Origin of the sequence: Pseudomonas sp. JAI111 (assembly GCF_024809425.1) — a bacterium.
Taxonomy (GTDB): Bacteria; Pseudomonadota; Gammaproteobacteria; order Pseudomonadales; family Pseudomonadaceae; genus Aquipseudomonas.
In genome coordinates, this window is sequence record NZ_JANUCB010000001.1 from 778,752 (window position 1) to 802,513 (window position 23,762).

The window sequence follows — 23,762 nt, forward strand, 5'->3', positions numbered from 1 at the left end:
CGTACACTCGGTCGATCCGTTCATCCGAGGTTGACTGCCTAGTGCTCGCTCGTCTTTTCGCCCTGCCATATCTTTTCCTTGTCTGCCTGATGACGCTGCTGCCGATGGCGCCTGCGCAGGCGGTTGGTTTGCCGAGCCTGCTCAGCGGCTCAACCAAGGCCCAGCCAGAGGCACAGGCCCCGCTGGGACAATCGCTGGACGAAGTCATCAAGTCGCTGGAGAACGATCAGCAACGGGCAAAGTTGCTGGCCGACCTGAAGAAACTGCGCGATGTCACCAAGAAAGCCCAGCCGGCTGCCGAGGAAGGCGTTCTCGGCCTGATCGGCGGCACGCTGGCCTCTTTCGAAAAGCAGTTTTCCGGGGCCGATAGCCCGCTCACGCGCTGGTCCGAGGAGTTTTCCCTGGCCGAGGACGAGCTGATGGCCTTGATGCTGCCGGCCAATGAATGGCTGCCGATCATCTTCGCGTTCGCCATGATCCTGATGGTCTGGAGTCTGCTGGCTGCTGCGCTGATCTGGGTCGGTCACCGGGTGCGCATGCGCTTTGGCCTGACCGAAGAGCTGCCGCAACACCCCAAGGCCCTGGACATGTTGCGTTTTGCCCTGCGCAAACTCGGGCCGTGGCTGATTGCCTTGGTCATCACGGTCTACATGAGTTACGCCCTGCCGTCGTCACTGGGCAAAAGCCTGGCCATGGTGCTGGCGTATGCGCTGGTGGTCGGCACCTGTTTCTCGGCCATCTGTGTCATCGCCTTTTCCGTGCTCGACGGCCCGCACCGCCATCGCGCCTTGTACATCCTGCGGCATCAAGCGTTCCGGCCGTTGTGGCTGATCGGCAGTTTCGCGGCCTTCGGTGAAGCGCTGAGCGATCCGCGCCTGGTCACCAGCCTCGGCACTCATTTGGCGCATACCGCAGCCACCGTGGCCAACGTCCTGGCGGCGCTGTCCACGGGGCTGTTCATCCTGCGTTTCCGCCGCCCCATCGCGCACCTGATCCGCAACCAACCTTTGTCCCGCCGCCTGACCCGCCGCGCGCTCAGCGACACCATCGATATTCTGGGGACCTTCTGGTACGTGCCGGCCCTGGTGTTGGTGGCCATCTCGCTGTTCGCCACATTCGTGTCGGCCGGCGACACCAGCACCGCATTGCGTCAGTCGCTGATCTGCACCGTGCTGCTGGTGCTGTGCATGGTCATCAACGGCCTGGTGCGGCGCCATTCGCTGAAACCGCAACGCGGGGTGAAACGTCATGCGCTGTATTCGGAGCGTCTGAAAAGCTTCTTCTACAACCTCGCCCATCTCTTGGTGTGGCTGGCGTTCATCGAGTTGGGCCTGCGTGTCTGGGGCATGTCGCTGATCGGCTTCACCGAGGGTGAAGGCCATGAAATCAGCGTCAAACTGTTCAGCCTCGCGGGCACGCTGATTTTTGCCTACCTGGTCTGGATCCTCAGCGACACCGCCGTGCACCACGCCCTGACCCGCTCACGCAAAGGCCTGGCAAACGCGCGCGCGCAGACGATGATGCCGCTGATCCGCAACGTGCTGTTCGTGGCGATTTTTATCATCGCGCTGATTGTCGCGCTGGCGAACATGGGTATGAACGTCACGCCGCTGCTGGCCGGTGCCGGTGTGATCGGCCTGGCCATCGGTTTCGGTGCGCAGTCGCTGGTCGCGGACTTGATCACTGGCCTGTTCATCATCATCGAAGACTCCCTGGCCATCGACGACTACGTGGACGTCGGCGGTCACCTGGGCACCGTCGAAGGCCTGACCATCCGCACCGTGCGGCTGCGGGACATCGACGGCATCGTCCATACCATTCCGTTCAGCGAAATCAAAAGCATCCAGAACTACTCGCGGGAATTCGGCTACGCGATCTTCCGGGTAGCGGTGCCTTCCAGCATGGACATCGACGAGGCGATCAAGCTGATGCGCGAAGTCGGTCAGAAAATGCGCACCGACCCGCTGCAACGCCGCAACATCTGGTCGCCACTGGAGATCCAGGGTGTCGAGAGTTTCGAGTCCGGCAACGCGATTCTTCGCGCCCGGTTCAAGACCGCGCCGATCAAGCAGTGGGAAGTTTCACGGGCGTTCAATTTGTCGCTGAAGCGGCATCTGGATGAAGCGGGGATGGATCTGGCGACACCGCGGATGAGTGTGCAGGTGATCACCGCGGGCGGTGGGCCGCAGAAGGATGTGCCCGCTACTTGATTGATAGGGTGGCTGTCATGACCCCTTCGCGAGCAAGCCCGCTCCCACATTGGAATGCATTTCAAATGTGGGAGCGGGCTTGCTCGCGATAGGGGGCGCCTCCGTCTTCCAGACAACCCGCCAGTCAAACCACATCAACGCCGACATGAATCGCGTCATGCCGCCAGAACTCCAGGTCACAGTCGATCAACCGCTCATGCTGGTCATAATTGACCCGGGCAATCCGCAAGCCCGGACTTCCCACCGAAACCCGTAAGGCCGCCGCCGCATCCACCGACAACGCCGTTGGCACGATCTCGAAACGTACTCGCCCGTAGTGCAAGTCGTAGTGCCTGGCGTACAGCTCGGTAATCGACTGATTCAAATCAAACTCCAGAATCCCCGGAAAATACTGCGGATTGAGGTAGTGCTCCACGTACAACACCAGCCGCTCATCGATACGCCGCGCCCGGCAGATCTGGATCACGCTCGACAACGCCGGCAACTGCAACCACGCACACACCGCCGCCGACGCCGGCTGCAAGCGCGCCGAAATCACCTCGGTGGACGGCACACGCCCCTGGGCGCTGACCATCGCGTGGAAGTGACTGCGCTGCATCAGGTTGTAAGCCAGGCGCGGCGGCGACACAAACCAGCCGCGGCGCTCCTCGCGATAAATCTGACCTTGGGCCTCCAGTTGCAACAATGCTTCACGCACGGTGATTCGCGTGGTACCGAACAACTCACTTAGTTTGCGCTCGGACGGCAGCTTGCTACCGGACGCCAACAGGCCGTGGTCGAGCTGTTCCTGCAAAACCTGACCGATGGCTGTCACCGCTTTGGTGGTCTCGATGCGCATCAACGTTACCTATCTGGACTAGACCAGCACTGTTTCGGGGCGGAACCGTCGCTCAAACCGGCTCCATCAACTCCCTGCAAGCCTAGGCACTGCTTGTGACTGGCAGATGACAAAGCCGCCGAACGGTTGAGTCAGACACCTGCAAAATTACAGCCAAGTCCTTTTGTATCAGCCCTTTAGCCATGGTCTACGCTTAGTCCGAAGCCTGAGTCCTACTGTTTGAAAAAAAGTGGCAGACCGATCGTCGACATCAAAATGTCATCAGCGGCGCCTAAATTGGCTCAGGTATTGCTGACCTAGACCAACACAACCGCAATCGCAGCGTTGAAAACGCCCAAAGGAGCTTCGGATGAAAAAGCTTTTCCTGGCATCACTGTTAGGCTCGACCATTGCCTTGTGCACCGCCGCAATGGCCGCTGATGATTTGAAAACCCTGGAAGCCGCTGCGAAAGCGGAAGGCGCGGTCAATAGCGTCGGCATGCCCGATGACTGGGCCAACTGGAAAGGCACCTGGGAAGACCTGGCCAAGAATTACGGCCTGAAACACATCGACACCGACATGAGCTCGGCGCAGGAAATTGCCAAGTTCGCCGCTGAAAAAGACAACGCCAGTGCCGACATCGGTGACGTTGGCGCGGCTTTCGGCCCGATCGCGGTCAAACAGGGCGTGGTGCAACCTTACAAGCCAAGCACTTGGGATCAGATTCCGACCTGGGCTAAAGACAAGGACGGCAACTGGGCACTGGCCTACACCGGCAGCATCGCCTTCATCATCAACAAAAAGCTGCTGCACGAATCCGACGCGCCGACCAAATGGGCTGATCTGAAAACCGGTAAATACAAGGTGTCCATTGGTGACGTGAGCACCTCCGCCCAGGCCGCCAACGGTGTACTGTCCGCAGCACTGGCCAATGGTGGCGATGAGAAGAACCTGCAACCTGCGCTGCTGTTCTTTGCAGACATTGCCAAACAGGGCCGCCTGTCGATGACCGACCCAGTGATTGCAACCATGGAAAAGGGTGAAATCGAAGTCGGCGTGGTCTGGGACTTCAACGGCCTGAGCTACAAGGCCAAGATGGTCAACCCGGATGACTACGTGGTGGTGATCCCTTCCGATGGCTCGGTGATTTCCGGCTACACCACCATCATCAACAAATACGCGAAAAACCCGAACGCCGCCAAGCTGACCCGCGAATTCATCTTCAGCGATGCCGGTCAGATCAACCTGGCGAAAGGCAACGCCCGTCCGATCCGCGCCGAGCACATCACTCTGCCGGAAGACGTCAAGGCCAAGCTGCTGCCTAACGAGCAGTATAAAAATGTTACGCCGATCAAGGACGCGGATGCATGGGAGAAGACCTCCAAGGCTCTGCCGCAAAAGTGGAACGAAGAAGTCATCGTCGAAATGAAGTAATCCTGCAGCCCGCCATCTGACGGACTAATGGAGATCCCTGTGGGAGCGAGCCTGCTCGCGATTGCGGTGTGTCATTCAGCATCTATGTCGAATGTTCAGCCGCCATCGCGAGCAGGCTCGCTCCCACAGTGGACCGAGTGAATTCCGAATATCTGTTTTACGGAGTCATCGCCCCTATGAAGCACAACGTCATCCTTGTCGTGCTCGACGGCCTCAACTACGAGGTCGCGCGCCACGCCATGGGGCACCTGCAGGCTTATGTCGGCGCAGGACGCGCGGCGCTCTACAAACTGGAGTGCGAACTGCCGGCCCTGTCCCGCCCCCTGTACGAATGCATCCTCACCGGCGTTGCGCCCATCGAGAGCGGCATTGTCCATAACAACGTCTCGCGCTTGTCCAACCAGCGCAGCATTTATCACTACGCCCGCGATGCCGGCCTGAAGACAGCCGCCGCGGCCTATCACTGGGTCAGCGAGCTGTATAACCGTTCGCCATTCGTGGCTGCACGGGATCGCCACACCGACGACCCGGACCTGCCGATCCAACACGGTCACTTCTACTGGACCGATCACTACCCCGATTCACACCTGTTCGCCGACGCCGAAAACCTGCGCCTGCGTCATGACCCGGCGTTTTTATTGATTCACCCCATGAACATCGACGACGCCGGGCACAAGCACGGCCTCGACACCCCGCAATACCGCAACAGCGCCCGCTCGGCCGACATCATCCTCGCCGACTACCTGCAAGGCTGGCTCGACAGCGGCTATCAGGTGCTGGTGACCGCCGACCACGGCATGAACAACGACCGCTCCCACAACGGCCTGTTGCCGGAAGAGCGCGAAGTGCCGCTGTTCGTCCTCGGCGACGCCTTCAGCTTCAACGCCGGCGCCACACCGAAACAGACTGAAATATGCGGCACCGTCTGTGAACTGCTGGGTGCGCCCCATGACAAACCTGTGTGCCGGGAGCTGCTCAAGTGAATGCCATGACTCGCGGCAAATGGCTGGCAGCGTTATGCCTGGTGCCCTTCGTATTGTTCTTTATCGTGTTCGAGATCGCGCCCCTGGTCTGGGTGATGATCAACAGCCTGCAATCGGAAGAGTTCGGCTGGGGAATCGCCAACTTCACCAAGATCTTCAATTCGAAGTTCTATATGCAGGCGATCCAGTACAGCCTCGAGATCAGTTTCTGGTCCAGCGTATTCGGCATCATCATCTCGGTGCTGGGCGCTTATTCCCTGCGCCGGGTCGACTCTAAACTGCGCAATTTCGTGAATGCGTTCGCCAACATGACCAGCAACTTCGCCGGCGTGCCTTTGGCCTTTGCGTTCATCATTCTGCTGGGCTTCAACGGCAGCTTCACCATCATGCTCAAACAGGCCGGGATCATTCAGGATTTCAACCTGTACTCGAAAACCGGGGTGATCATTCTCTACACCTACTTCCAGATTCCATTGGGCGTATTGCTGCTCTACCCGGCCTTCGACGCCTTGCGCGAAGACTGGCGTGAGTCCGCCGAACTGCTCGGGGCCAACAGCTGGCAGTTCTGGCGGCATATCGGCTTGCCCGTGCTGACGCCGGCATTGCTTGGCACTTTCGTCATCCTGCTGGCCAACGCCCTCGGCGCCTACGCCACGGTCTACGCGCTGACCACTGGCAACTTCAACGTGATGCCAATCCGCATCGCGGCGATGGTCTCCGGCGACATTTCTCTGGACCCGAACCTGGCCAGTGCCCTGGCTGTGGTGCTCGTGGCGTTGATGACCCTGGTAACCATCGTGCATCAGCTGCTGTTGAAGAGGAGCTACCATGTCTCGCGTTGAACTGGGCCCTGCCGGTGTCTATCACCGCGTCGTGGTGTATCTGCTGTTTGCGATTTTGTTGCTGCCGCTGCTCGGGACGCTGATCTACTCGATCGCCAGCAGTTGGTCGGCGACGATTCTGCCCAGCGGCTTTACCTTCAAGTGGTACATCCAGCTGTGGAGCGATCCACGTTTTCTGCATGCGTTCGGGCAGTCATTGCTGGTGTGCGTCGGCGCGCTGATCCTGTCGGTGGTGCTGATTCTGCCGCTGCTGTTCGTGGTGCATTACCACTTCCCCAAACTCGACGCGCTGATGAACATCCTGATCCTGCTGCCCTTCGCGGTGCCGCCGGTGGTGTCGTCGGTGGGGCTGTTGCAGCTCTATGGTTCCGGGCCGTTTGCGATGGTGGGTACGCCGTGGATTCTGATCGGTTGCTACTTCACCATCGCACTGCCGTTCATGTACCGGGCAATCACCAACAACCTGCAAGCGATCAACCTGCGCGACCTGATGGACGCCGCCCAACTGCTCGGCGCCAGCACCTGGCAAGCCGCGTTCCTGGTGGTGCTGCCCAATCTGCGCAAGGGTTTGATGGTGGCGTTGCTGCTGTCGTTCTCGTTCCTGTTCGGTGAATTCGTGTTCGCCAACATCCTGGTCGGCACCCGCTACGAAACCCTGCAGGTCTACCTCAACAACATGCGTAACAGCAGCGGCCACTTCACCAGTGCGCTGGTGATTTCCTACTTCTTCTTCGTGCTGGTTCTGACCTGGGCGGCCAATATCTTGAACAAGGACAAAAGCGAATGAGCTATGTCAGCGTCCAACACCTACAGAAAAGCTATGCGGGCACCACGGTGTTCAGCGACATCAACTGCGAAATCCAGAAAGGTGAATTCGTCACCCTGCTCGGCCCGTCCGGTTGCGGCAAATCCACATTGCTGCGTTGCATCGCCGGCCTGACCTCGGTGGACGGCGGCAAGATTCTGCTGGAGGGGGTCGATCTGGTGCCAATGAGTCCGCAAAAACGCGGAATCGGCATGGTGTTCCAGAGTTATGCGCTGTTCCCCAACATGACCGTGGAACAGAACGTCGCCTTCGGTTTGCGCATGCAAAAGGTCAACGCCGACGACAGCCAGAAACGCGTGACCGAAGTGCTGAGCCTCGTGGAGCTCAACGACTTCGCCGCCCGCTATCCGCACCAACTGTCAGGCGGCCAGTGCCAACGTGTGGCCCTCGCCCGCTCGTTGGTCACGCGGCCTCGGTTGTTGTTGCTGGATGAACCGTTGTCAGCCCTGGATGCACGGATTCGCAAACACTTGAGAGAACAGATCCGTCAGATTCAGCGCGAACTGGGCCTGACCACGATCTTCGTTACACACGATCAGGAAGAAGCGCTGACCATGTCTGACCGGATTTTCCTGATGAATCAGGGAAAAATCGTACAGAGCGGCGACGCCGAAACCCTATACACCGCCCCGGTGGATGTTTTTGCCGCCGGCTTCATCGGCAACTACAACCTGCTGGACCCTGCCAGCGCTTCGAAACTGCTGCAGCGGCCGATCAGCCATCGCATTGCTATCCGCCCGGAAGCCATCGAACTGAGCCTCAATGGCGAGCTTGATGCGCAAGTGCGCAGCCACAGCCTGCTGGGCAACGTGATTCGCTACCGGATTGAAGCCCGGGGCGTGGAATTGGTGGTGGACGTACTGAACCGCTCGGCGGCCGATTTGCATCCCGATGGTCAACGCCTGGCACTTTCCATCGATCCGACGGCCCTGTGTGAAGTAGCTTGAAAGCAGCGGCAAGCTGCAAGCTGCTGGCTACAAGTTGTAAACTGCTGACCACCTTAATCACTTCTTGCGGCTTGAAACTTGCCGCTTGAAGCTGTTCTCGGAGAGAACCGCACTAATGGCCTTGGCAATTTTTGATCTGGACGAAACCCTGATCCACGGCGACTGCGCCACCCTCTGGAGCGAGCAAATGGGCCGCCTGGGCTGGGTCGACCCGGAGTCGTTCATGCGGCAGAACAACGAACTGATGGACGCCTACAGCCACGGCAAGCTGCGGATGGAGGACTACATGACCTTCAGCCTGGAGCCGATGATCGGGCGTACACCGGAAGAAGTGGACCATTTGGTCGGGCCTTGGGTGGAAGATTTCATCGAACCGATCATCTTCAGCGACGCCACCAGGGCCATCGCCGCCCACCGTAAGGCTGGCGACCGGATTCTGGTGATTTCTGCGTCGGGTACGCACTTGGTCCGGCCGATTGCCGACCGCTTGGGCATCGACGAGATTCTCGGCATCGAGCTGGAAGTCGCGCACGGGGTTTATAGCGGCCACACCGTCGGCACCCTGACCTACCGCGAAGGCAAGATCACTCGGTTGCTGGAGTGGCTGGATGCGGAAGAGGAAAACCTTGAAGGCGCGAGCTTCTATTCCGACTCGCGCAATGATTTACCGCTGCTGCTAAAGGTCGATTTCCCACACGTGGTGAACCCGGATCCGGTGTTGCTTGAGCACGCCGAAAAGGCCGGTTGGCCGATCCATCTCTGGAAATAACCCAAAAACCCTGTGGGAGCGAGCCTGCTCGCGAGTGAAGCGACGCGGTTTAGCTGGAAAACCGCGTCATCGTTCATCGCTAGCAGGCAAGCTCCCACAGGTTTTGTATAGTCAGGTCAGGCTTGCGTCGATTATCAGCACCAACTTCCCCGCCACCTTGTTGCTCGCCAACTCCGCAAACGCCGCCTCGGCATCCTTGATCGCATACGTCTTCGCCAACTGCGCACTCAACCGCCCTTCGGCAAACAGCGGCCAGACATGCTGACGGAGGTCACTGAACAAATCCGCCTTGAACTGATCATCGCGACTGCGCAACGTCGAACCCAGCAGTTGCACCCGCTTGGCCAGCACCTGCGCCAGATCCAGCTTCGCCTCACGGCCGCCCATCAGGCCGATCAGCACCCAACGGCCATCCAGGGCCAGCATTTTCAGATTAAGCGCTGCGTAGTCACCGCCGACCGGGTCGAGGATCACATTGAACGGTCCCAAATCCCTCAAGCTGTCCAGATCCGTGGTACGCACTGCCCCGCCCTGCGCACCCAATGCTTCGCAATAGACCAAGCGTTCGGCGGAACCGACGCTGACCCAGCACGGGTTGCCAAATGCCTTGCACAGCTGAATGGCGGCTGAACCGATTCCACTTGCTCCGGCATGCAGGAGAACTTTCTCACCCGGTTTGAGCGCAGCCAGTTGAAACAAATTCAGCCATACGGTCGCGTACACTTCTGGCAACGCAGCGGCCTCGGCCAAGGTCATTCCGTCGGGAACCGGCAGCACATGCCGTCCGTCGACAACTACCTCTTCAGCCATCCCGCCCCCGGCCAGCAAGGCGCAGACCCGATCACCGACCTGCCAGGACGAGCCCGCACCGACCTCGCTGATCACGCCCGAACACTCAAGACCCAGTGCCTGACTGGCTCCCGGCGGTGGCGGATAAAGACCGGCTTTCTGTAACAAATCGGCTCGATTGAGTCCCGCAGCCGCCACTCGAATCCGAACTTGTCCTACATCACATGTAGGACTGGGCTCTTCAACCCACACCACTTGATCTTCCACGCCTTGCAATGCTTTCACAGTGCCTCCATAGTGAGTCTGGACTGAGCCCGTAGCTGTAGCGCCGGGCTTTCTTGCATTATGCGACCGGCTCTCGTAGAACCGGCGACTTCAAAGACGGCCTAATATGCGTGATCAATTGTCCCCGCGTCGAATCAGCATGAAGCACTTTTTCCCAAGCACCGCCCTAGCCCTGTTCATTGGTATCGGTCTGTTGCCGATGTCGAGCAATTCGTTTGCCGCCAATAGCTGGGACAAGCTTCAGCCTGATCGTGACGAAGTAATCGCCAGTCTGAACGTCGTCGAGTTGCTCAAGCGTCACCATTACAGCAAGCCGCCGCTCGATGACGCGCGCTCCGCGATTATCTATGACAGCTACCTCAAGCTGCTGGATCCGTCGCGCAGCTACTTCATGGCCAGCGACATTGCCGAATTCGACAAGTGGAAAACCCAGTTCGACGACTTCCTCAAAAGCGGCGACCTGAACGCCGGGTTCACCATCTACAAGCGCTATCTGGACCGCGTCAAGGCGCGTCTGGACTTTGCCCTTGCCGAGCTGGACAAAGGCGTCGACAAGATGGACTTCACCACCAAGGAGACCTTGCTGATCGATCGCAAGGACGCCCCTTGGCTCAAGTCCACCGCAGAACTTGACGACCTGTGGCGCAAACGCGTCAAGGACGAAGTCTTGCGGCAGAAGATCGCGGGCAAGGACTCCAAGCAGATCCAGGAGACCCTGACCAAGCGCTACAAGAATCAGTTGACGCGCCTGGACCAGACCCGCGCGGAAGACATCTTCCAGGCGTACATCAACACCTTCGCCATGTCCTACGACCCGCACACCAACTATCTGTCGCCGGATAACGCGGAAAACTTCGACATCAACATGAGCCTGTCCCTCGAGGGCATCGGTGCCGTGTTGCAGAGCGATAACGATCAAGTGAAGGTCGTGCGCCTGGTGCCTGCAGGCCCGGCGGACAAGACCAAGCAAGTCGCACCGGCTGACAAGATCATCGGCGTTGCCCAAGGCAACAAAGAGATGGTCGATGTGGTCGGCTGGCGTCTGGACGAAGTGGTCAAGCTGATCCGTGGTCCGAAAGGCACCGTGGTGCGCCTGGAAGTCATTCCGGCCAGCAATGCGCCAAACGACCAGACCAGCAAGATCGTGCCGATCACCCGCGAAGCGGTGAAGCTTGAAGACCAGGCTGTGAAGAAATCGGTCCTCAACCTGAAACAGGATGGCAAGGACTACAAGCTCGGCATCATCGAGATTCCGGCCTTCTACCTCGACTTCAAGGCGTTCCGTGCTGGCGATCCGGATTACAAGAGCACCACCCGCGACGTCAAGAAACTGCTGACCGAGTTGCAAAAAGACAAAGTCGACGGCGTGGTCATCGACCTGCGCAACAACGGCGGCGGTTCCTTGCAGGAAGCCACCGAGCTGACCAGCCTGTTCATCGACAAAGGTCCGACCGTACTGGTGCGTAACGCCGATGGCCGGGTCGATGTGCTGGAAGATGAAAACCCGGGCGCCTTCTACAAAGGCCCGATGGCGTTGCTGGTCAACCGTTTGTCCGCCTCGGCTTCGGAGATTTTTGCTGGCGCCATGCAGGACTACCACCGCGCACTGATCATCGGCGGCCAGACCTTCGGCAAAGGCACCGTGCAGACCATTCAGCCGCTGAACCATGGCGAACTGAAACTGACCCTGGCCAAGTTCTACCGGGTTTCCGGCCAGAGCACCCAGCATCAGGGCGTCCTGCCGGACATCGATTACCCGTCGATCATCGACACCAAGGAAATCGGTGAAAGTGCCCTGCCGGAAGCCATGCCGTGGGACACCATCAAAGCCGCGATCAAGCCAGCGGTCGACCCGTTCAAACCGTACATCACGCAGCTCAAGTCCGAGCATGACGTGCGCACGGCCAAGGACGCGGAGTTCGTGTTCATCCGCGACAAGCTGGCCCTGGCCCAGAAGCTGATGGCCGAAAAAACCGTCAGCCTCAATGAAGCCGATCGCCGTGCTCAACACGCCGATATCGAAGCCAAGCAACTGGCGATGGAAAACATCCGTCGCAAGGCCAAGGGCGAAGAGCCGCTCAAAGAGCTGAAGAAAGAAGACGAAGACGCGATCGCCGCCGAGCCGGACAAGACCAAACCGGAAGACGATGCCTACCTGAGCGAGACCGGGCGGATTCTGCTGGATTACTTGAAACTCAACACGGCGGTCGCCAAGCACTAAGGGGCTGATGGCAATTTAATGCTGACGCTCCCCGGAGCGTCATCAAATAGTCATCATTCTGTCGTGAAATAAAGGATTGGGAGCCCTCTTTATCCAAGAGAGTGCTCCCAGTCCTTTTTTTTATCGCCAGAGAATGCCATGACCACTACCGAACAGCTGAGTGCGTTGAGTTCAATATTGGCTCAAAGCGGTTTGCACAGCCTGTTCCAGCCGATCATTTCCCTCTCTGAGCGACGCATTGTCGGCTATGAAGCCCTCACTCGTGGCCCGTCAAACAGTCCGCTGCACTCCCCCATCGCATTGTTCGCCGTAGCGCGCCAGGCCGGTCGCTTGAGCGAGCTGGAAATCGCTTGCCGGGAAAGTGCCTGTCGGCGGTTCAACGAACAACAACTGCCGGGCAAACTGTTCCTCAACGTGTCGCCCGAATCGCTGCTCGAAGTCGCTCACCAGCCCGGTCGCACCCTGCAATTGCTGCAGGATTTCGGTATACCCCCAGATCAGGTGGTGATCGAACTCACCGAACAAACCCCGACCGATGATTTTCAGTTGCTGCAAAACGCCCTGCATCACTATCGGGCCATGGGATTTTCCATCGCGCTGGATGACCTCGGCGCGGGTTACTCGAGTTTGCGCCTGTGGTCCGAGTTGCGTCCGGACTACGTGAAGATCGACCGGCACTTCATCGACGGCATCCACCAGGACGCGCTCAAGCGCGAATTCGTCGGTTCGATCCTGCAAATCGCCAAGGCCTCGCGGGCCAAAGTGATCGCCGAAGGCATCGAGCTGCCCGAAGAACTGGCGGTGTTGACCGAGATGGGTGTGGACCTGGTCCAGGGCTATTTGTTGTGTCGCCCGCAGGAACAGCCACCTCGCGATGCACGCGCCTTGATGCCCAAGCACGACAGCGCTGCCGTGGCGCTGAATGACGAAGGCAGCGACCTCAGCGCCTTGCTCAACGAGCAACCGGCCGTGACCCGCGATACACCGACGGCAACGGTGCTGGAAGCCTTCCGCCGCCAGGCCAACCTGAACTCGCTGGCGGTGCTCGACGAGCAAGGCCACCCCTGTGGCATCGTCCACCGGCATTCGCTGTCGGACGCGCTGCTCAAGCCCTTTGCCACCGACCTGTTCGCCCGCAAGCCGATCAGCCGCTTGATGAACGATGATTTTCTCGCCGTGGAAATGAGCCAGTCGCTGCAACAGGTCAGCCGCCTGATCACCAGTCGCGCCCGACAGCGTATCGAAGAGGATTTCATCATCACCCTCGACGGCGGTTATCTGGGATTGGGCCGGGTGATCGATGTGCTCAAGCTGATTACCGAACTGAAAATCCAGCAAGCCCGCTACGCCAACCCGCTGACCTTGCTGCCGGGTAACGTGCCCATCCAGCAGTGCCTGACCCGGCTGCTGCAACAGCAGCGGGAATCGGTGATCTGCTACGTCGACATCGACAGTTTCAAACCCTTCAACGACATCTACGGCTACGGTCGTGGCGATGAAGTCCTGCTGTGCCTGGCGCAATGCCTGAACGACCGCGTCGACCCGTCCCGCGACTTCGTCGGCCATATCGGTGGCGACGACTTCCTGCTGGTGCTTGGCCCGCAAGACTGGCGTAAACGCCTGAATCAATTGCTCGAAGACTTCCAGAGCCAGTGCCGGCGCTTCTACCGCAGCGAACACCTGGAAGCCGGCTGCTTTATCGCGCCGAACCGTCAGGGTGTGCGCCAGGAGTTTCCACTGTTGTCACTGTCGATCGGCGTGGTGCATTTGCATCCACAGGCCTGTGGACAACTCGATGCGAGCCAGTTGGCAGAGATGGCTTCACAGGCCAAGCACCACGCGAAGAATGTGCCGGGGTATAGCGTGCATGTGATTGATAGTCTGGCGGTGCCAGCGCAGCACGAAGAGTTGTTCATGGGGCAGCGGTGATTGGGCTGACGCTATCGCGAGCAGGCTCGCTCCCACAAGGTATTTGTGTCGTTTCCAACTGTTTGTGAACGACACAGAAAACTGTGGGAGCGAGCCTGCTCGCGAAGAGGCCAGACCAGACAACCAAAATCTCAGGATCTAATCAGCCGCCGACTGCGCCCCCAACCGCCGCCCAACCACATCCAGCACATCACAGCCATCGCGCAATGGAATCGCGCAGAGCAGCGCAAAGTCGCTGAGAATCATGGAGTCGCACTCGACCGAACCGCGCATGGAGAGGTTCTCCAGCATTTGGGTGACGGCTCGGATTCGGTAGCGGGCAGCGTCGGTCAAGATATCGAGCGGCGCGTGGGTGTCGACGAACAGGGTGGGCATGTCGCTGCAGTTGCTGGTCAGCGCCATGAAGCGGTTGTCGGGATGGGGAGTTAGAGGGGTGTACGGAGGATCTGGTGTAAGCGTTTTCATTGTTTTACTTCCTAACGTATGGATTGGAGCCGCCAGAAATCACTTCCACGCAATAGGTGGCGGCTGAACGCGGGTGTGGAAGACCGAGACGTTAGGCACTCGGCGCACTCGAAAGCGCCCCGCGCACAGCTACCATAAAACACAGACGAAAAAACGCCGAACTGGTGGCGCTTGACGCGCCTAACGATAGAAGGGCTTCCACACCCTGTCACTGAATTTGCAGTGACAGCCAGAAGCCTATCGATGAGACACGTCGCGCACCAGTTCATCAAAGCCGCTACAACTCGAAGGAAATCTCCGACGAGCTTACACAGAAATAAACACGCAGGACTTTGCGGGGGATGAATTCTAAAAGAAGTCAGGAAAGGTCGATGTTGGTGTAGGGCAATTCTCTAATGCGTCACGAACGGTCAGAAACGCAAACGATCGGGTTACTTCGCAGCATCCCGAGCCGCCAGCTCTTTCAATTTAAGCTCAGCCAACGGATGCCCCGCCTTCGCCGCAATGTTCCAAAATCTCGCCGCTTCCACCGGGTCCGGCGCCTTGCTCGGCGTTCCCGCCAAACTGATCACGCCCACTTGATACGCCGCCTTGCCATCCCCCGCCAACGCAGCCAGGCGCAGCAATCGCACGCCTTCCTCACGAGCGCCAAGGCCGACGCCGCGAAAGGTCAGGATGTGGCCATAGAAGCTTTGCGCGCCGACGTCACCCAGGTTGGCCATGCGCGCGAACTGGCCTTCGAGCCAGCTCCAGCCCCGTGGCTGTCGCACGAACCATGACCAGTGAAACAGCCGGCGGGCCAGCCAGTAAGAGGCCCGTGCCTTGAGCTTTAAAAACACTCAGGCCTCCGCTGATTCGGGGTATTCGTATTCGAAGACTCGCACCACTTCCGAGGCGTGCCACGAGGCGGCAGCAACGCCGTCGGACGGCCCGGAGAATCGCCCCAGACGCTCGACGCACTCGAAGAAACCGGTACGTGGCAGGCGACTGGCGCCCTGGCTGATCACCAGCGAGCTGCGCAGCGGCTGCTCGGCCTTGGCGTCCAGCGCTGCCAGATGCTCGAGCGCTGCGGTCAGGGTTTGCATGGCCGGCGTGGGCAATTGCAAACGTTCCAGCAAGGCTCGGTAAGTCAAAAGATGTCGCTGGCGACGCGCCTGATCCAGCTCACCCAGCAACCCGTCCCAATGTTGACGACTGATGCGTACGCTCACGATTCGTCCCTCCACCCTGGCACCGTCAATTCCCAGGCCAGGCTGCGGCGAATCGCTGCGTCGGGTTGACGCTCGCCACTTTCGATCAAGGCCAGATAAGACGGGCTGATGCCTACCGTGCGGGCCAGCGCCTCGATGGCGATGCCCTTCCCTTCGCGCAAACTGCGTAGTTGATCCAGACCAGGCAAAATCTGGTCTGGCGGTGCCGCCTGACGTGCCGGTGCGTCGGGCACCGGCTGCTCGTTAATGCCTGCTGCTTTCAGTAGAGCCTGATACTGAGCCCACGGTAAAACCGCATATTCGGGCTCGCCTTCGCGTGTGATTATCTGGATATCCATGACTTCCCCGTAGGACAACGACACTTAGCGAGTCGGCACTTTTCCCTAGAAGTGTAATCCTAACAGCGGCCAAGGTCGCGCGGGGGCATGAAATAGGGACGATGTCCCATCAAATCATGCTTTTTTCGGTCCTTGTAGCCGAAGTTGTTCGGGAGTGTCAGGGAGACGTTCGACCACCGCAAGCTTCTCCGGCTGCTGACGATTGCGCCAGGCGCGAAAGCCATTGAGTTCATCGTCGAGAACTTTCATCAGCCAGGCCAGCACGGCGATGTCATCGAGCATGCCAAATACCGGGATGAAATCCGGGATCGCATCCACCGGGCTGAGGAAGTACATCAGGCCGGCCACCACCGAGATCATCGCCTTCGGGCTGATGGCGCGGTACTCGCCGCGCCAGTACGCCAGGCAGAGCGCCTGCAACAAGCGCAAATCGTCTTTGAGCTTGCCCAGTCGGTTGCCCTGACTTGCACCTTTGCTGGCGACAGCGAACAACAGGGTCGGCAAACGGCCCCGGGCAAGCAGGCGTCCGGCGAGGGGCAGGAAACGCTCGAAATTCCAGGGTGCTTTCATCATTCCTCCGACTGAAATGTTATCCACACAAATTGTGGATAACCTTGTGAACAGAGCTATTTTTCACGGCTGAAAGCCCCGTTTCATAAGGCCTCAACTCAGATCGGGCGTTTTTTACTCACATAAAAAAACCCAAGATTTCATTGACTTGGCGCTCCAGCGCGGCTAGCGATGGCGTCTCAATGGCTATGACTGCACTGTGTGGCATCCGTTCGCTTTGTTTACCCTTGCTGAACGCCAGATGCAACAACGCCCCGCATATAGCGAGGCGTTGTTTTTGGAGCGGACGCGTATTACTTGGCAGCGTCTTCTTTTGCTGGATCTTTGATCCCCAGCAGTTCCAGGTCGAATACCAGCACCGAGTTGGCTGGAATCGCCGGGCTCGGGCTTTGTGCGCCGTAAGCCAGTTCGCTAGGGATGTACAGCTTGTACTTCTCGCCAACGTGCATCAGTTGCAGGCCTTCAACCCAACCCGGAATCACACCGCTGACCGGCAGATCGATCGGGCTGCCACGCTCGACGGAGCTGTCGAATACGGTGCCGTTGGTCAGCTTGCCGGTGTAGTGAACGGTCACTACGTCAGTCGGCTTAGGCTGTGCGCCGTCGGCTTTCTTGACCACTTCGTATTGCAGGCCCGAAGCTGTGGTGGTGACACCGGCTTTCTTGGCGTTGTCTTCGAGGAATTTCTTGCCGGCAGCAGCCGACTCTTCGCTCATTTTGGCCATGCGCTCTTCAGCACGCTTTTGCAGCGCTGCGAAGGCTTCAACCAGTTCGTCGTCCTTCAGTTTCTGTTCTTTCTTGCCGACGGCATCTTCGATGCCTTGGGCTACGGCTTTGGAGTCGAGGTCATCCATGCCTTCCTGAGCCAGGCTCTTGCCCATGTTCAGGCCAATCCCGTAGGAAGCTTTTTGCGCCGGGGTTTTCAGCTCTACGCTGGTCTGCGAATCACAACCCGCAAGTACCAGGCTAACCAGGGCCACCGCCGCCGCCAACCGATGCTGTTTCATGCTATTTCCTTGTTCATGCGCCTAAAGGGCAATCGAGTAAAGCCGCGAGCTTATCAGGCGGCCACGACCAATGGCTACCGGCATGAGAGCAGGAAACATCCGATAAGTTCAGGTGTTTTAACGCATTTCCCCAATGCAAAGATGAAGCTTCTGTCATCTCACGCCCACCGGATGCTGCTGGATCCCCCAGCATCTGGCGTAATGGCCACTTGCCGCCACCTTGGACGCTGAGGCATAAGAGAGCCAGTAAATCGACAAGGATGTTCATCTTGCGCCTCTTATTCCGTTTGCTGGCTCTGCTTGGAGTGTTGCTGGGCCTGGGCCTGGCCGTGGTGCTGTACTTCGTCGCCAATCCGAAATTGCCGCCGGAATCACCCGCCCGGCAGGTGCACTACCTGGACCAGTGGAGCGACGCTGACCGTCAGGTTTTCTACTTCACACCCCAGGGCACCGAGGTCAAAGGGTTGCGTTATGACTGGTTCAGGGCCCTTGAACTGCCCTTCTCGTCACAACGATTCGCCGCTCCCGAATACCTCGCACGTTTTGGTTTTCTGATTGACCCTGAGCAGAAGGCCACGCCAGACAACCCCGGCAACTTGCCGGTGGGGTTTGCCCGACATAAAAAACCTGGCAGCCAGGAAGAGTATCTGGACATCACCTGCGCCGCCTGCCACACCGGGGAATTGCGCTTCAACGGCCAGGCCGTGCGCATCGACGGCGGCTCGGCGCAGCATGTCTTGCCTTCCAGCGTTCCGACATTGCGCGGTGGCAGTTTCGGGCAAGCGTTGGTGGCAAGTTTGGCCTCGACGTATTACACCCCCTGGAAATTCGAACGTTTCGCACGCAACGTGCTGGGCGACGACTACGACACCCGGCGCCAACAACTGCGCAAGGACTTCAAAGCCTCGCTCGATACCTTCGTGAAGGTCGCCTGGAACGACACCCATCGTGGACTTTATCCAACCGAGGAAGGCCCTGGCCGCACCGACGCTTTTGGGCGTATTGCCAACGCCAGCTTCGGTGACGCGATTTCGCCCCGCAATTACCGTGTAGCCAACGCCCCTGTGGACTATCCGCAACTGTGGGACATGTGGACGTTTGACTGGGTGCAATGGAACGGTTCGGCGCAGCAACCGATGGCCCGCAATATCGGCGAGGCACTGGGGGTCGGGGCCACGCTGAACCTCTTCGACGCCGATGGCCAACCGCTCAAAGGAGACAATCGCTACCCCTCCAGTGTGCGGTTGCACGATTTGCACCTGATCGAACAAACCCTGCAACGGCTCAAGCCACCCGTCTGGCCGGAAGCGCTGTTGGGAGCGGTCGATAAGCCTCTGGCGGCTCAAGGGCGCGAATTGTTCAGCCAAAACTGCGCCGGTTGCCACGTACCGCGATCGGTGCAAAGTGACGGGCGCTGGGTGCAGCACCTGAAAATGCTGCCGGTGGACTACATCGGCACAGATCCCGGCGCGGCCAACAACATTGCCGACCATCGCTTCGACCTCAGCGCGTTGCAATGGGACCCGGCGGAACTGGCGAAACTGGATGTCCAGTTGCAGCCAACGCCCACCGAACCACTGGACTTGAGCAAGCTCTCGTCAGCCAGAGGATTGGCCTACATCACCGCTTTCGTCGGCAAGCGGGCCTACCTCGACGCGAACATCCCTCTCGCCCAGCAACCCGCCATGAACGGCTTCGGCCTGCCGATCGGCGTGCGTGAAATGCGCGCCTACAAGGCTCGGCCATTGGCCGGTATCTGGGCAACGGCGCCATTTCTGCACAACGGTTCGGTGCCAAGCCTTTATCAGTTGCTCTCGCCCCAGGATGAACGCGCGACGACCTTCTATAAAGGCACGTTCGAGTACGACCCCAAGCACCTGGGGTATCGCACCGAGGCTTTCAGCAACGGTTTCGTGTTCGACACGCGCATCACCGGCAATCACAACAGCGGCCACGAATTCCGTGCCGGCAAGCGTGGCAATGGCGTGATTGGGCGTCTGCTGCAACCCCAGGAGCGCTGGGCGCTGCTGGAGTATCTGAAAGTGTTGGGCGGCCCGTTGGAGGCACAATTGCCATGAGCAGACTCTGGATGCGCCTTGGCGCATTTTTCGGCAAATCCCTGTTGTGTTTGCTGGGCCTTGGATTGCTCGGCTGGGCACTGGCCACGGCATGGTTCGCTTGGCAGCACAGAGGACCGGTCTCGGCTGAAGAGTTGATTCCAGACGGCGAAACGGCGATGACTCAGGACATCATTCAGACCGCCGTGCGCATTGTCGATCAGCACCGTGAAAGCACTCGCTACCTGCGCGATGCGCATGCAAAGGCCCATGGCTGCGTGAAAGCCGAGGTTCAGGTGCTACCGGATCTGGCGAGTGAACTGCGTCAGGGTGTGTTCAGCGAACCCGGGAAAACCTGGCAAGCGACAGTGCGGCTGTCCAACGGCAATGCCTACCCGCAATTCGACAGCATCCGCGATGCACGCGGCATGGCGATCAAGCTGATGGATGTGTCGGGCAAACAACTGCTGGACGATCAGCAGAGTCGGCATGAGCAGGACTTCGTGATGTTCAGCCATCCGAATTTCTTCGTCAGCGAGGTCGCCGAATACCGGCAGAATGTGGCCGCCCAGGCAGACGGCAAGACGTTGATGGCGTTCTTCCCTGGCCGGGATCCGCGCACTTGGCAGGTTCGCCATCTGTTTATTGCCTTGGCGACACTCTCACCCGCCCCGCAAAGCCCGACGCAGACCACGTACTTTTCGGTTTCGCCCTACAAGTTCGGTGAAGCCAATGCCAAGTTCCGCGTAGCGCCAAATCCTGACAGCTGCCCGACTTACGCCCTGCCCGCTCAAAACCAGAAGCTGCCGAATTTTCTGCGCGCGGCGTTGAATCAGCAGTTGTCGACGGATCGGGTGCCGGCGTGCTTCGTCTTGCAGATCCAGCGACAGGATCCACGCCGGTACATGCCGATTGAAGATACGAGTATCGAGTGGCAGGAAAACGATGCGCCATTCCAGACCGTGGCGCGGATCACGCTACCTGCACAGGATTTCGACACGCCGTCGCTGAACCTGCAATGTGACAACCAGTCGTTCAATCCGTGGTTCGGGCTGGAGGCGCATCGACCGATTGGCGGTATCAACCGCCTGCGCAAAGCGGTGTATGAAGCCGTGAGTGATTACCGCCACAGCCGTAACGCCGAACAATAAAACCCAAATCCCAGACAGCAAAAAGCCCGCATAAAGCGGGCTTTTTCCGTGGTGACCTGGCGTTCAGCGTTCCAGATTACCGAATATGGCGCAGCGGACGGGACTCGAACCCGCGACCCCCGGCGTGACAGGCCGGTATTCTAACCGACTGAACTACCGCTGCGCGTAACATTGAAAGTAGTGGTGGGTGATGACGGGATCGAACCGCCGACCCTCTGCTTGTAAGGCAGATGCTCTCCCAGCTGAGCTAATCACCCTTTACCTTCGTTGCGGGGCGCATTGTGCCACAGATTTTCATAAAGTGTTGATTTAATTAATAAATTTATTAAAAAAATCTGAAAACCAATGAAACGACACACCCTGCAGGAACAACAGGCAGAAAAAAACCCGCGTTAAGCGGGCTTTTCCGTGGTGACCTGGCGTTCAGCGTTCCAGGTTACCGAATATGGCGCAGCGGACGGGACTCGAACCCGCGACCCCCGGCGTGACAGGCCGGTATTCTAACCGACTGAACTACCGCTGCGCGTAACACTAAAGCGAATGGTGGGTGATGACGGGATCGAACCGCCGACATTCTGCTTGTAAGGCAGACGCTCTCCCAGCTGAGCTAATCACCCTTCACTTTCGGTGTGGCGCGCATTCTACGGAGCGACCACATCTGTGGCAAGCACTTTTTTAAATAATTTTCTCAGGCCTTCCAAAGGCTTAGCGAAGGGTTGGCCTATGGCTTCGCTAAGAGAATAATGCCCCCCTTTGTATATAAGGAGAGACTCACCCCATGTGGTTCAAAAACCTGCTTATCTATCGCCTGACCCAAGATCTGCCTTTTGATGCCGAGGCGTTGGAAACTGCACTGGCCACCAAACAGGCGCGTCCATGTGCAAGCCAGGAGTTGACCACCTACGGTTTCGTCGCGCCATTCGGCAAAGGCGAAGATGCTCCGCTGGTGCACGTCAGCGGCGATTTCCTGCTGATCTCCGCCCGCAAGGAAGAGCGCATCTTGCCGGGCAGCGTCGTGCGTGACGCGGTGAAGGAAAAGGTCGAAGAGATCGAGGCCGAGCAAATGCGCAAGGTCTATAAAAAGGAACGCGACCAGATCAAGGATGAAATCATCCAGGCGTTCCTGCCGCGCGCCTTTATCCGTCGCTCGTCGACCTTCGCCGCCATTGCGCCGAAACAGGGCCTGATCCTGGTCAACTCGGCCAGCCCGAAACGTGCCGAAGACCTGCTTTCCACCTTGCGCGAAGTGATCGGCACACTGCCGGTACGTCCGTTGACCGTGAAAATGTCGCCGACCGCCACCATGACCGAATGGGTCACCACCCAGAAAGCCGCGGACGACTTCTTTGTGCTGGACGAGTGCGAGCTGCGCGACACCCACGAAGACGGCGGCATCGTGCGTTGCAAGCGTCAGGACCTGACCAGCGAAGAAATCCAGCTGCACCTGAGCACTGGCAAAGTGGTCACTCAGCTGTCGCTGGCCTGGCAAGACAAGCTGTCTTTCGTCCTCGACGACAAGATGGTGGTCAAGCGCCTGAAGTTCGAAGACTTGCTGCAAGACCAGGCGGAACAGGACGGCGGCGAAGAAGCCCTCGGCCAACTGGACGCCAGCTTCACCCTGATGATGCTGACGTTCGGCGACTTCCTGCCGGCGCTGGTTGAAGCGTTGGGCGGTGAAGAGAGCCCGCAGGGGATCTAAAAGGCTGTTGATCTCTACTGTGGGAGCGAGCCTGCTCGCGATGAGGGCCTGACAATCAACATTGAGTTGACTGACACTCCGCCATCGCGAGCAGGCTCACTCCCACAGTTGTTTTGTGGTGCTACTTAATAAAAAGGATCAGACCATGCGCGCACTGGCTGCATTGAGTCGTTTTGTCGGCAACACCTTCGCTTACTGGGTGCTGATTTTCGCGGTTGTGGCCTTTCTGCAACCAACCTGGTTCATCGGCCTGAAAGGCGCAATCGTGCCACTGCTGGGCCTGGTGATGTTCGGCATGGGCCTGACCCTCAAACTCGAAGACTTCGCCGAAGTCGCTCGCCACCCGTGGCGCGTGGCCCTGGGTGTGGTTGCACATTTCGTGATCATGCCCGGTGTGGCGTGGTTGCTCTGCCAGGCGTTCCACCTGCCGCCGGAAATTGCGGTCGGCGTGATTCTGGTCGGTTGCTGCCCAAGCGGCACCTCCTCGAACGTCATGACCTGGCTGGCTCGCGGCGATCTGGCGTTGTCGGTAGCCATCGCAGCGGTCACCACCCTCCTCGCTCCGCTGCTGACGCCGGCACTGATCTGGCTGCTGGCCTCGGCATGGTTGCCGGTGTCCTTCATGGAGCTGTTCTGGTCGATCCTGCAAGTGGTGCTGTTGCCGATTGTGCTCGGTGTGGTTGCCCAGCGCTTGCTCGGCAGCCGGGTTCGTCATGCGGTGGAAGTATTGCCGCTGATTTCGGTGGTGAGCATCGTGATTATCGTCACCGCCGTGGTCGCCGCCAGCCAGGCAAAAATCGCCGAGTCCGGCCTGTTGATCATGGCCGTGGTGATGCTGCACAACAGCTTCGGTTATTTGCTGGGCTACTTCACCGGACGCCTGTTCAAACTGCCGTTGGCACAGCGCAAATCACTGGCACTGGAAGTCGGCATGCAGAACTCTGGCTTGGGTGCCGCGCTGGCCAGTGCGCACTTCTCGCCACTGGCGGCGGTGCCTAGCGCTTTGTTCAGCGTTTGGCACAACATTTCGGGCGCGCTGCTCTCGACGTATTTCCGCCGCATGAGCGAAAAAGAAGACCGTAGAATCGCTGCTGAGCAGGCGGCGGACTGACCCGAAAACTTGATCCCCGGATCAATGATGGGCACTCTATCGCCCAACGCGAGGACGACCTCGCGGCTCGATCGAGTCATTAATCTGGGGACGACCCCGT

General features: G+C 58.9%; 22 protein-coding genes and 4 tRNA genes. 13 read left to right on the top strand and 13 right to left on the bottom strand.

All coding sequences use genetic code 11. The features are described 5' to 3' along the window. Positions 1-41 precede the first annotated feature (41 nt). Entirely contained in the window at positions 42-2,210 is a 2,169-nt protein-coding gene (locus HNR03_RS03705) for a mechanosensitive ion channel domain-containing protein (protein ID WP_259150945.1), read from the top strand. A 124-nt stretch (positions 2,211-2,334) separates the two neighbouring features. Here HNR03_RS03705 and HNR03_RS03710 read toward each other — a convergent pair whose 3' ends face one another. Next, positions 2,335-3,048, bottom strand: a complete 714-nt coding sequence (locus HNR03_RS03710) for a UTRA domain-containing protein (RefSeq protein WP_090181765.1) — start codon at positions 3,046-3,048, stop codon at positions 2,335-2,337. A gap of 349 nt (positions 3,049-3,397) precedes the next feature. Here HNR03_RS03710 and HNR03_RS03715 point away from each other — a divergent pair, with 349 nt between their 5' ends. From HNR03_RS03715 to HNR03_RS03740, 6 genes are all read left to right on the top strand, one after another. Further along, complete coding sequence (locus tag HNR03_RS03715) at positions 3,398-4,462, top strand: ABC transporter substrate-binding protein (RefSeq protein WP_259150946.1); 1,065 nt, start codon at positions 3,398-3,400, stop codon at positions 4,460-4,462. Between the two features lie 176 nt (positions 4,463-4,638). Then, complete coding sequence (locus HNR03_RS03720) at positions 4,639-5,445, top strand: alkaline phosphatase family protein (protein ID WP_259150947.1); 807 nt, start codon at positions 4,639-4,641, stop codon at positions 5,443-5,445. After that, positions 5,442-6,287 carry an ABC transporter permease subunit gene (locus tag HNR03_RS03725; protein ID WP_222585344.1) on the top strand — a complete coding sequence of 282 codons (846 nt, stop codon included), beginning with the start codon at positions 5,442-5,444 and terminating at the stop codon, positions 6,285-6,287. The genes HNR03_RS03720 and HNR03_RS03725 overlap by 4 nt, the downstream gene beginning before the upstream one ends. Next, complete coding sequence (locus tag HNR03_RS03730) at positions 6,274-7,074, top strand: ABC transporter permease (protein ID WP_222585343.1); 801 nt, start codon at positions 6,274-6,276, stop codon at positions 7,072-7,074. Before HNR03_RS03725 ends, HNR03_RS03730 begins: the two co-directional genes overlap by 14 nt. After that, complete coding sequence (locus tag HNR03_RS03735; RefSeq protein ID WP_259150948.1) at positions 7,071-8,060, top strand: ABC transporter ATP-binding protein; 990 nt, start codon at positions 7,071-7,073, stop codon at positions 8,058-8,060. Before HNR03_RS03730 ends, HNR03_RS03735 begins: the two co-directional genes overlap by 4 nt. Before the next feature lie 115 nt (positions 8,061-8,175). Next, the gene (locus HNR03_RS03740; RefSeq protein ID WP_259150949.1) at positions 8,176-8,829 is read left to right on the top strand and encodes an HAD family phosphatase; all 654 of its coding nucleotides are present in this window, start codon (positions 8,176-8,178) and stop codon (positions 8,827-8,829) included. Positions 8,830-8,940: 111 nt separating this feature from the next. Here HNR03_RS03740 and HNR03_RS03745 read toward each other — a convergent pair whose 3' ends face one another. After that, entirely contained in the window at positions 8,941-9,903 is a 963-nt protein-coding gene (locus HNR03_RS03745) for a zinc-binding dehydrogenase (protein ID WP_259150950.1), read from the bottom strand. Positions 9,904-10,042: 139 nt separating this feature from the next. Between HNR03_RS03745 and HNR03_RS03750 the strand changes: the two genes are divergently transcribed. Both HNR03_RS03750 and HNR03_RS03755 read left to right on the top strand, forming a co-directional pair. Next, positions 10,043-12,124, top strand: a complete 2,082-nt coding sequence (locus HNR03_RS03750) for a carboxy terminal-processing peptidase (RefSeq protein WP_222585340.1) — start codon at positions 10,043-10,045, stop codon at positions 12,122-12,124. 138 nt (positions 12,125-12,262) lie between these two features. After that, positions 12,263-14,053 carry a bifunctional diguanylate cyclase/phosphodiesterase gene (locus HNR03_RS03755; protein WP_259150951.1) on the top strand — a complete coding sequence of 597 codons (1,791 nt, stop codon included), beginning with the start codon at positions 12,263-12,265 and terminating at the stop codon, positions 14,051-14,053. Positions 14,054-14,191: 138 nt separating this feature from the next. Here the strand turns inward: HNR03_RS03755 and HNR03_RS03760 are convergent, their stop codons facing one another. The 7 genes from HNR03_RS03760 to HNR03_RS03790 form a co-directional block, all read right to left on the bottom strand. Beyond that, positions 14,192-14,518, bottom strand: coding sequence for a hypothetical protein (locus tag HNR03_RS03760; RefSeq protein WP_259150952.1), 327 nt, complete (start codon positions 14,516-14,518; stop codon positions 14,192-14,194). Positions 14,519-14,949: 431 nt separating this feature from the next. Then, entirely contained in the window at positions 14,950-15,357 is a 408-nt protein-coding gene (locus HNR03_RS03765) for a sel1 repeat family protein (RefSeq protein WP_222585338.1), read from the bottom strand. Then, complete coding sequence (locus HNR03_RS03770; protein ID WP_003223109.1) at positions 15,358-15,729, bottom strand: hypothetical protein; 372 nt, start codon at positions 15,727-15,729, stop codon at positions 15,358-15,360. Next, positions 15,726-16,067 carry a helix-turn-helix domain-containing protein gene (locus tag HNR03_RS03775; protein WP_222585337.1) on the bottom strand — a complete coding sequence of 114 codons (342 nt, stop codon included), beginning with the start codon at positions 16,065-16,067 and terminating at the stop codon, positions 15,726-15,728. Before HNR03_RS03775 ends, HNR03_RS03770 begins: the two co-directional genes overlap by 4 nt. A 114-nt stretch (positions 16,068-16,181) precedes the next feature. Beyond that, a complete protein-coding gene (locus HNR03_RS03780) occupies positions 16,182-16,637 on the bottom strand; it encodes a YkvA family protein (protein WP_222585336.1) in 456 nt (151 codons plus the stop codon). Positions 16,638-16,930: 293 nt separating this feature from the next. Then, on the bottom strand, positions 16,931-17,644 hold the full coding sequence (locus HNR03_RS03785; protein WP_222585335.1) for an FKBP-type peptidyl-prolyl cis-trans isomerase: 714 nt from the start codon (positions 17,642-17,644) through the stop codon (positions 16,931-16,933). Positions 17,645-17,657: 13 nt separating this feature from the next. Further along, the gene (locus tag HNR03_RS03790; RefSeq protein WP_259151006.1) at positions 17,658-17,912 is read right to left on the bottom strand and encodes a hypothetical protein; all 255 of its coding nucleotides are present in this window, start codon (positions 17,910-17,912) and stop codon (positions 17,658-17,660) included. A 1-nt stretch (position 17,913) separates the two neighbouring features. Between HNR03_RS03790 and HNR03_RS03795 the strand changes: the two genes are divergently transcribed. Together HNR03_RS03795 and HNR03_RS03800 are read left to right on the top strand one after the other, a co-directional pair. Then, positions 17,914-19,722, top strand: a complete 1,809-nt coding sequence (locus HNR03_RS03795; RefSeq protein WP_259151010.1) for a cytochrome c — start codon at positions 17,914-17,916, stop codon at positions 19,720-19,722. After that, positions 19,719-20,852, top strand: a complete 1,134-nt coding sequence (locus HNR03_RS03800) for a catalase family protein (RefSeq protein ID WP_259151012.1) — start codon at positions 19,719-19,721, stop codon at positions 20,850-20,852. The genes HNR03_RS03795 and HNR03_RS03800 overlap by 4 nt, the downstream gene beginning before the upstream one ends. An 86-nt stretch (positions 20,853-20,938) precedes the next feature. On the opposite strand, the gene HNR03_RS03805 is transcribed toward HNR03_RS03800, so the two are convergent. The 4 genes from HNR03_RS03805 to HNR03_RS03820 form a co-directional block, all read right to left on the bottom strand. Next, positions 20,939-21,015, bottom strand: a tRNA-Asp gene (locus tag HNR03_RS03805). 18 nt (positions 21,016-21,033) lie between these two features. After that, positions 21,034-21,109: transfer RNA gene (locus tag HNR03_RS03810), tRNA-Val, on the bottom strand. Between the two features lie 189 nt (positions 21,110-21,298). Continuing rightward, positions 21,299-21,375 (bottom strand) — tRNA-Asp (locus HNR03_RS03815). A gap of 18 nt (positions 21,376-21,393) precedes the next feature. Then, positions 21,394-21,469, bottom strand: a tRNA-Val gene (locus HNR03_RS03820). Positions 21,470-21,630: 161 nt separating this feature from the next. Here HNR03_RS03820 and rdgC point away from each other — a divergent pair. Then, on the top strand, positions 21,631-22,551 hold the full coding sequence (gene rdgC / locus HNR03_RS03825) for a recombination-associated protein RdgC (RefSeq protein WP_259151014.1): 921 nt from the start codon (positions 21,631-21,633) through the stop codon (positions 22,549-22,551). Between the two features lie 145 nt (positions 22,552-22,696). Further along, positions 22,697-23,662 (top strand): bile acid:sodium symporter family protein, encoded by a 966-nt coding sequence (locus HNR03_RS03830; protein ID WP_222585331.1) that lies wholly within the window; start codon positions 22,697-22,699, stop codon positions 23,660-23,662. The last annotated feature ends 100 nt before the right edge of the window (positions 23,663-23,762 follow it).

Bases quoted from the DNA above. Each gene is read 5' to 3' on its own strand.
- HNR03_RS03710 (WP_090181765.1), bottom strand. From the start codon at position 3,048: ATGCGCATCGAGACCACCAAAGCGGTGACAGCCATCGGTCAGGTTTTG.
- HNR03_RS03715 (WP_259150946.1), top strand. From the start codon at position 3,398: ATGAAAAAGCTTTTCCTGGCATCACTGTTAGGCTCGACCATTGCCTTG.
- HNR03_RS03720 (WP_259150947.1), top strand. From the start codon at position 4,639: ATGAAGCACAACGTCATCCTTGTCGTGCTCGACGGCCTCAACTACGAG.
- HNR03_RS03730 (WP_222585343.1), top strand. From the start codon at position 6,274: ATGTCTCGCGTTGAACTGGGCCCTGCCGGTGTCTATCACCGCGTCGTG.
- HNR03_RS03735 (WP_259150948.1), top strand. From the start codon at position 7,071: ATGAGCTATGTCAGCGTCCAACACCTACAGAAAAGCTATGCGGGCACC.
- HNR03_RS03740 (WP_259150949.1), top strand. From the start codon at position 8,176: ATGGCCTTGGCAATTTTTGATCTGGACGAAACCCTGATCCACGGCGAC.
- HNR03_RS03750 (WP_222585340.1), top strand. From the start codon at position 10,043: ATGAAGCACTTTTTCCCAAGCACCGCCCTAGCCCTGTTCATTGGTATC.
- HNR03_RS03755 (WP_259150951.1), top strand. From the start codon at position 12,263: ATGACCACTACCGAACAGCTGAGTGCGTTGAGTTCAATATTGGCTCAA.
- HNR03_RS03760 (WP_259150952.1), bottom strand. From the start codon at position 14,518: ATGAAAACGCTTACACCAGATCCTCCGTACACCCCTCTAACTCCCCAT.
- HNR03_RS03775 (WP_222585337.1), bottom strand. From the start codon at position 16,067: ATGGATATCCAGATAATCACACGCGAAGGCGAGCCCGAATATGCGGTT.
- HNR03_RS03780 (WP_222585336.1), bottom strand. From the start codon at position 16,637: ATGAAAGCACCCTGGAATTTCGAGCGTTTCCTGCCCCTCGCCGGACGC.
- HNR03_RS03785 (WP_222585335.1), bottom strand. From the start codon at position 17,644: ATGAAACAGCATCGGTTGGCGGCGGCGGTGGCCCTGGTTAGCCTGGTA.
- HNR03_RS03790 (WP_259151006.1), bottom strand. From the start codon at position 17,912: ATGAACATCCTTGTCGATTTACTGGCTCTCTTATGCCTCAGCGTCCAA.
- HNR03_RS03800 (WP_259151012.1), top strand. From the start codon at position 19,719: ATGAGCAGACTCTGGATGCGCCTTGGCGCATTTTTCGGCAAATCCCTG.
- rdgC (WP_259151014.1), top strand. From the start codon at position 21,631: ATGTGGTTCAAAAACCTGCTTATCTATCGCCTGACCCAAGATCTGCCT.
- HNR03_RS03830 (WP_222585331.1), top strand. From the start codon at position 22,697: ATGCGCGCACTGGCTGCATTGAGTCGTTTTGTCGGCAACACCTTCGCT.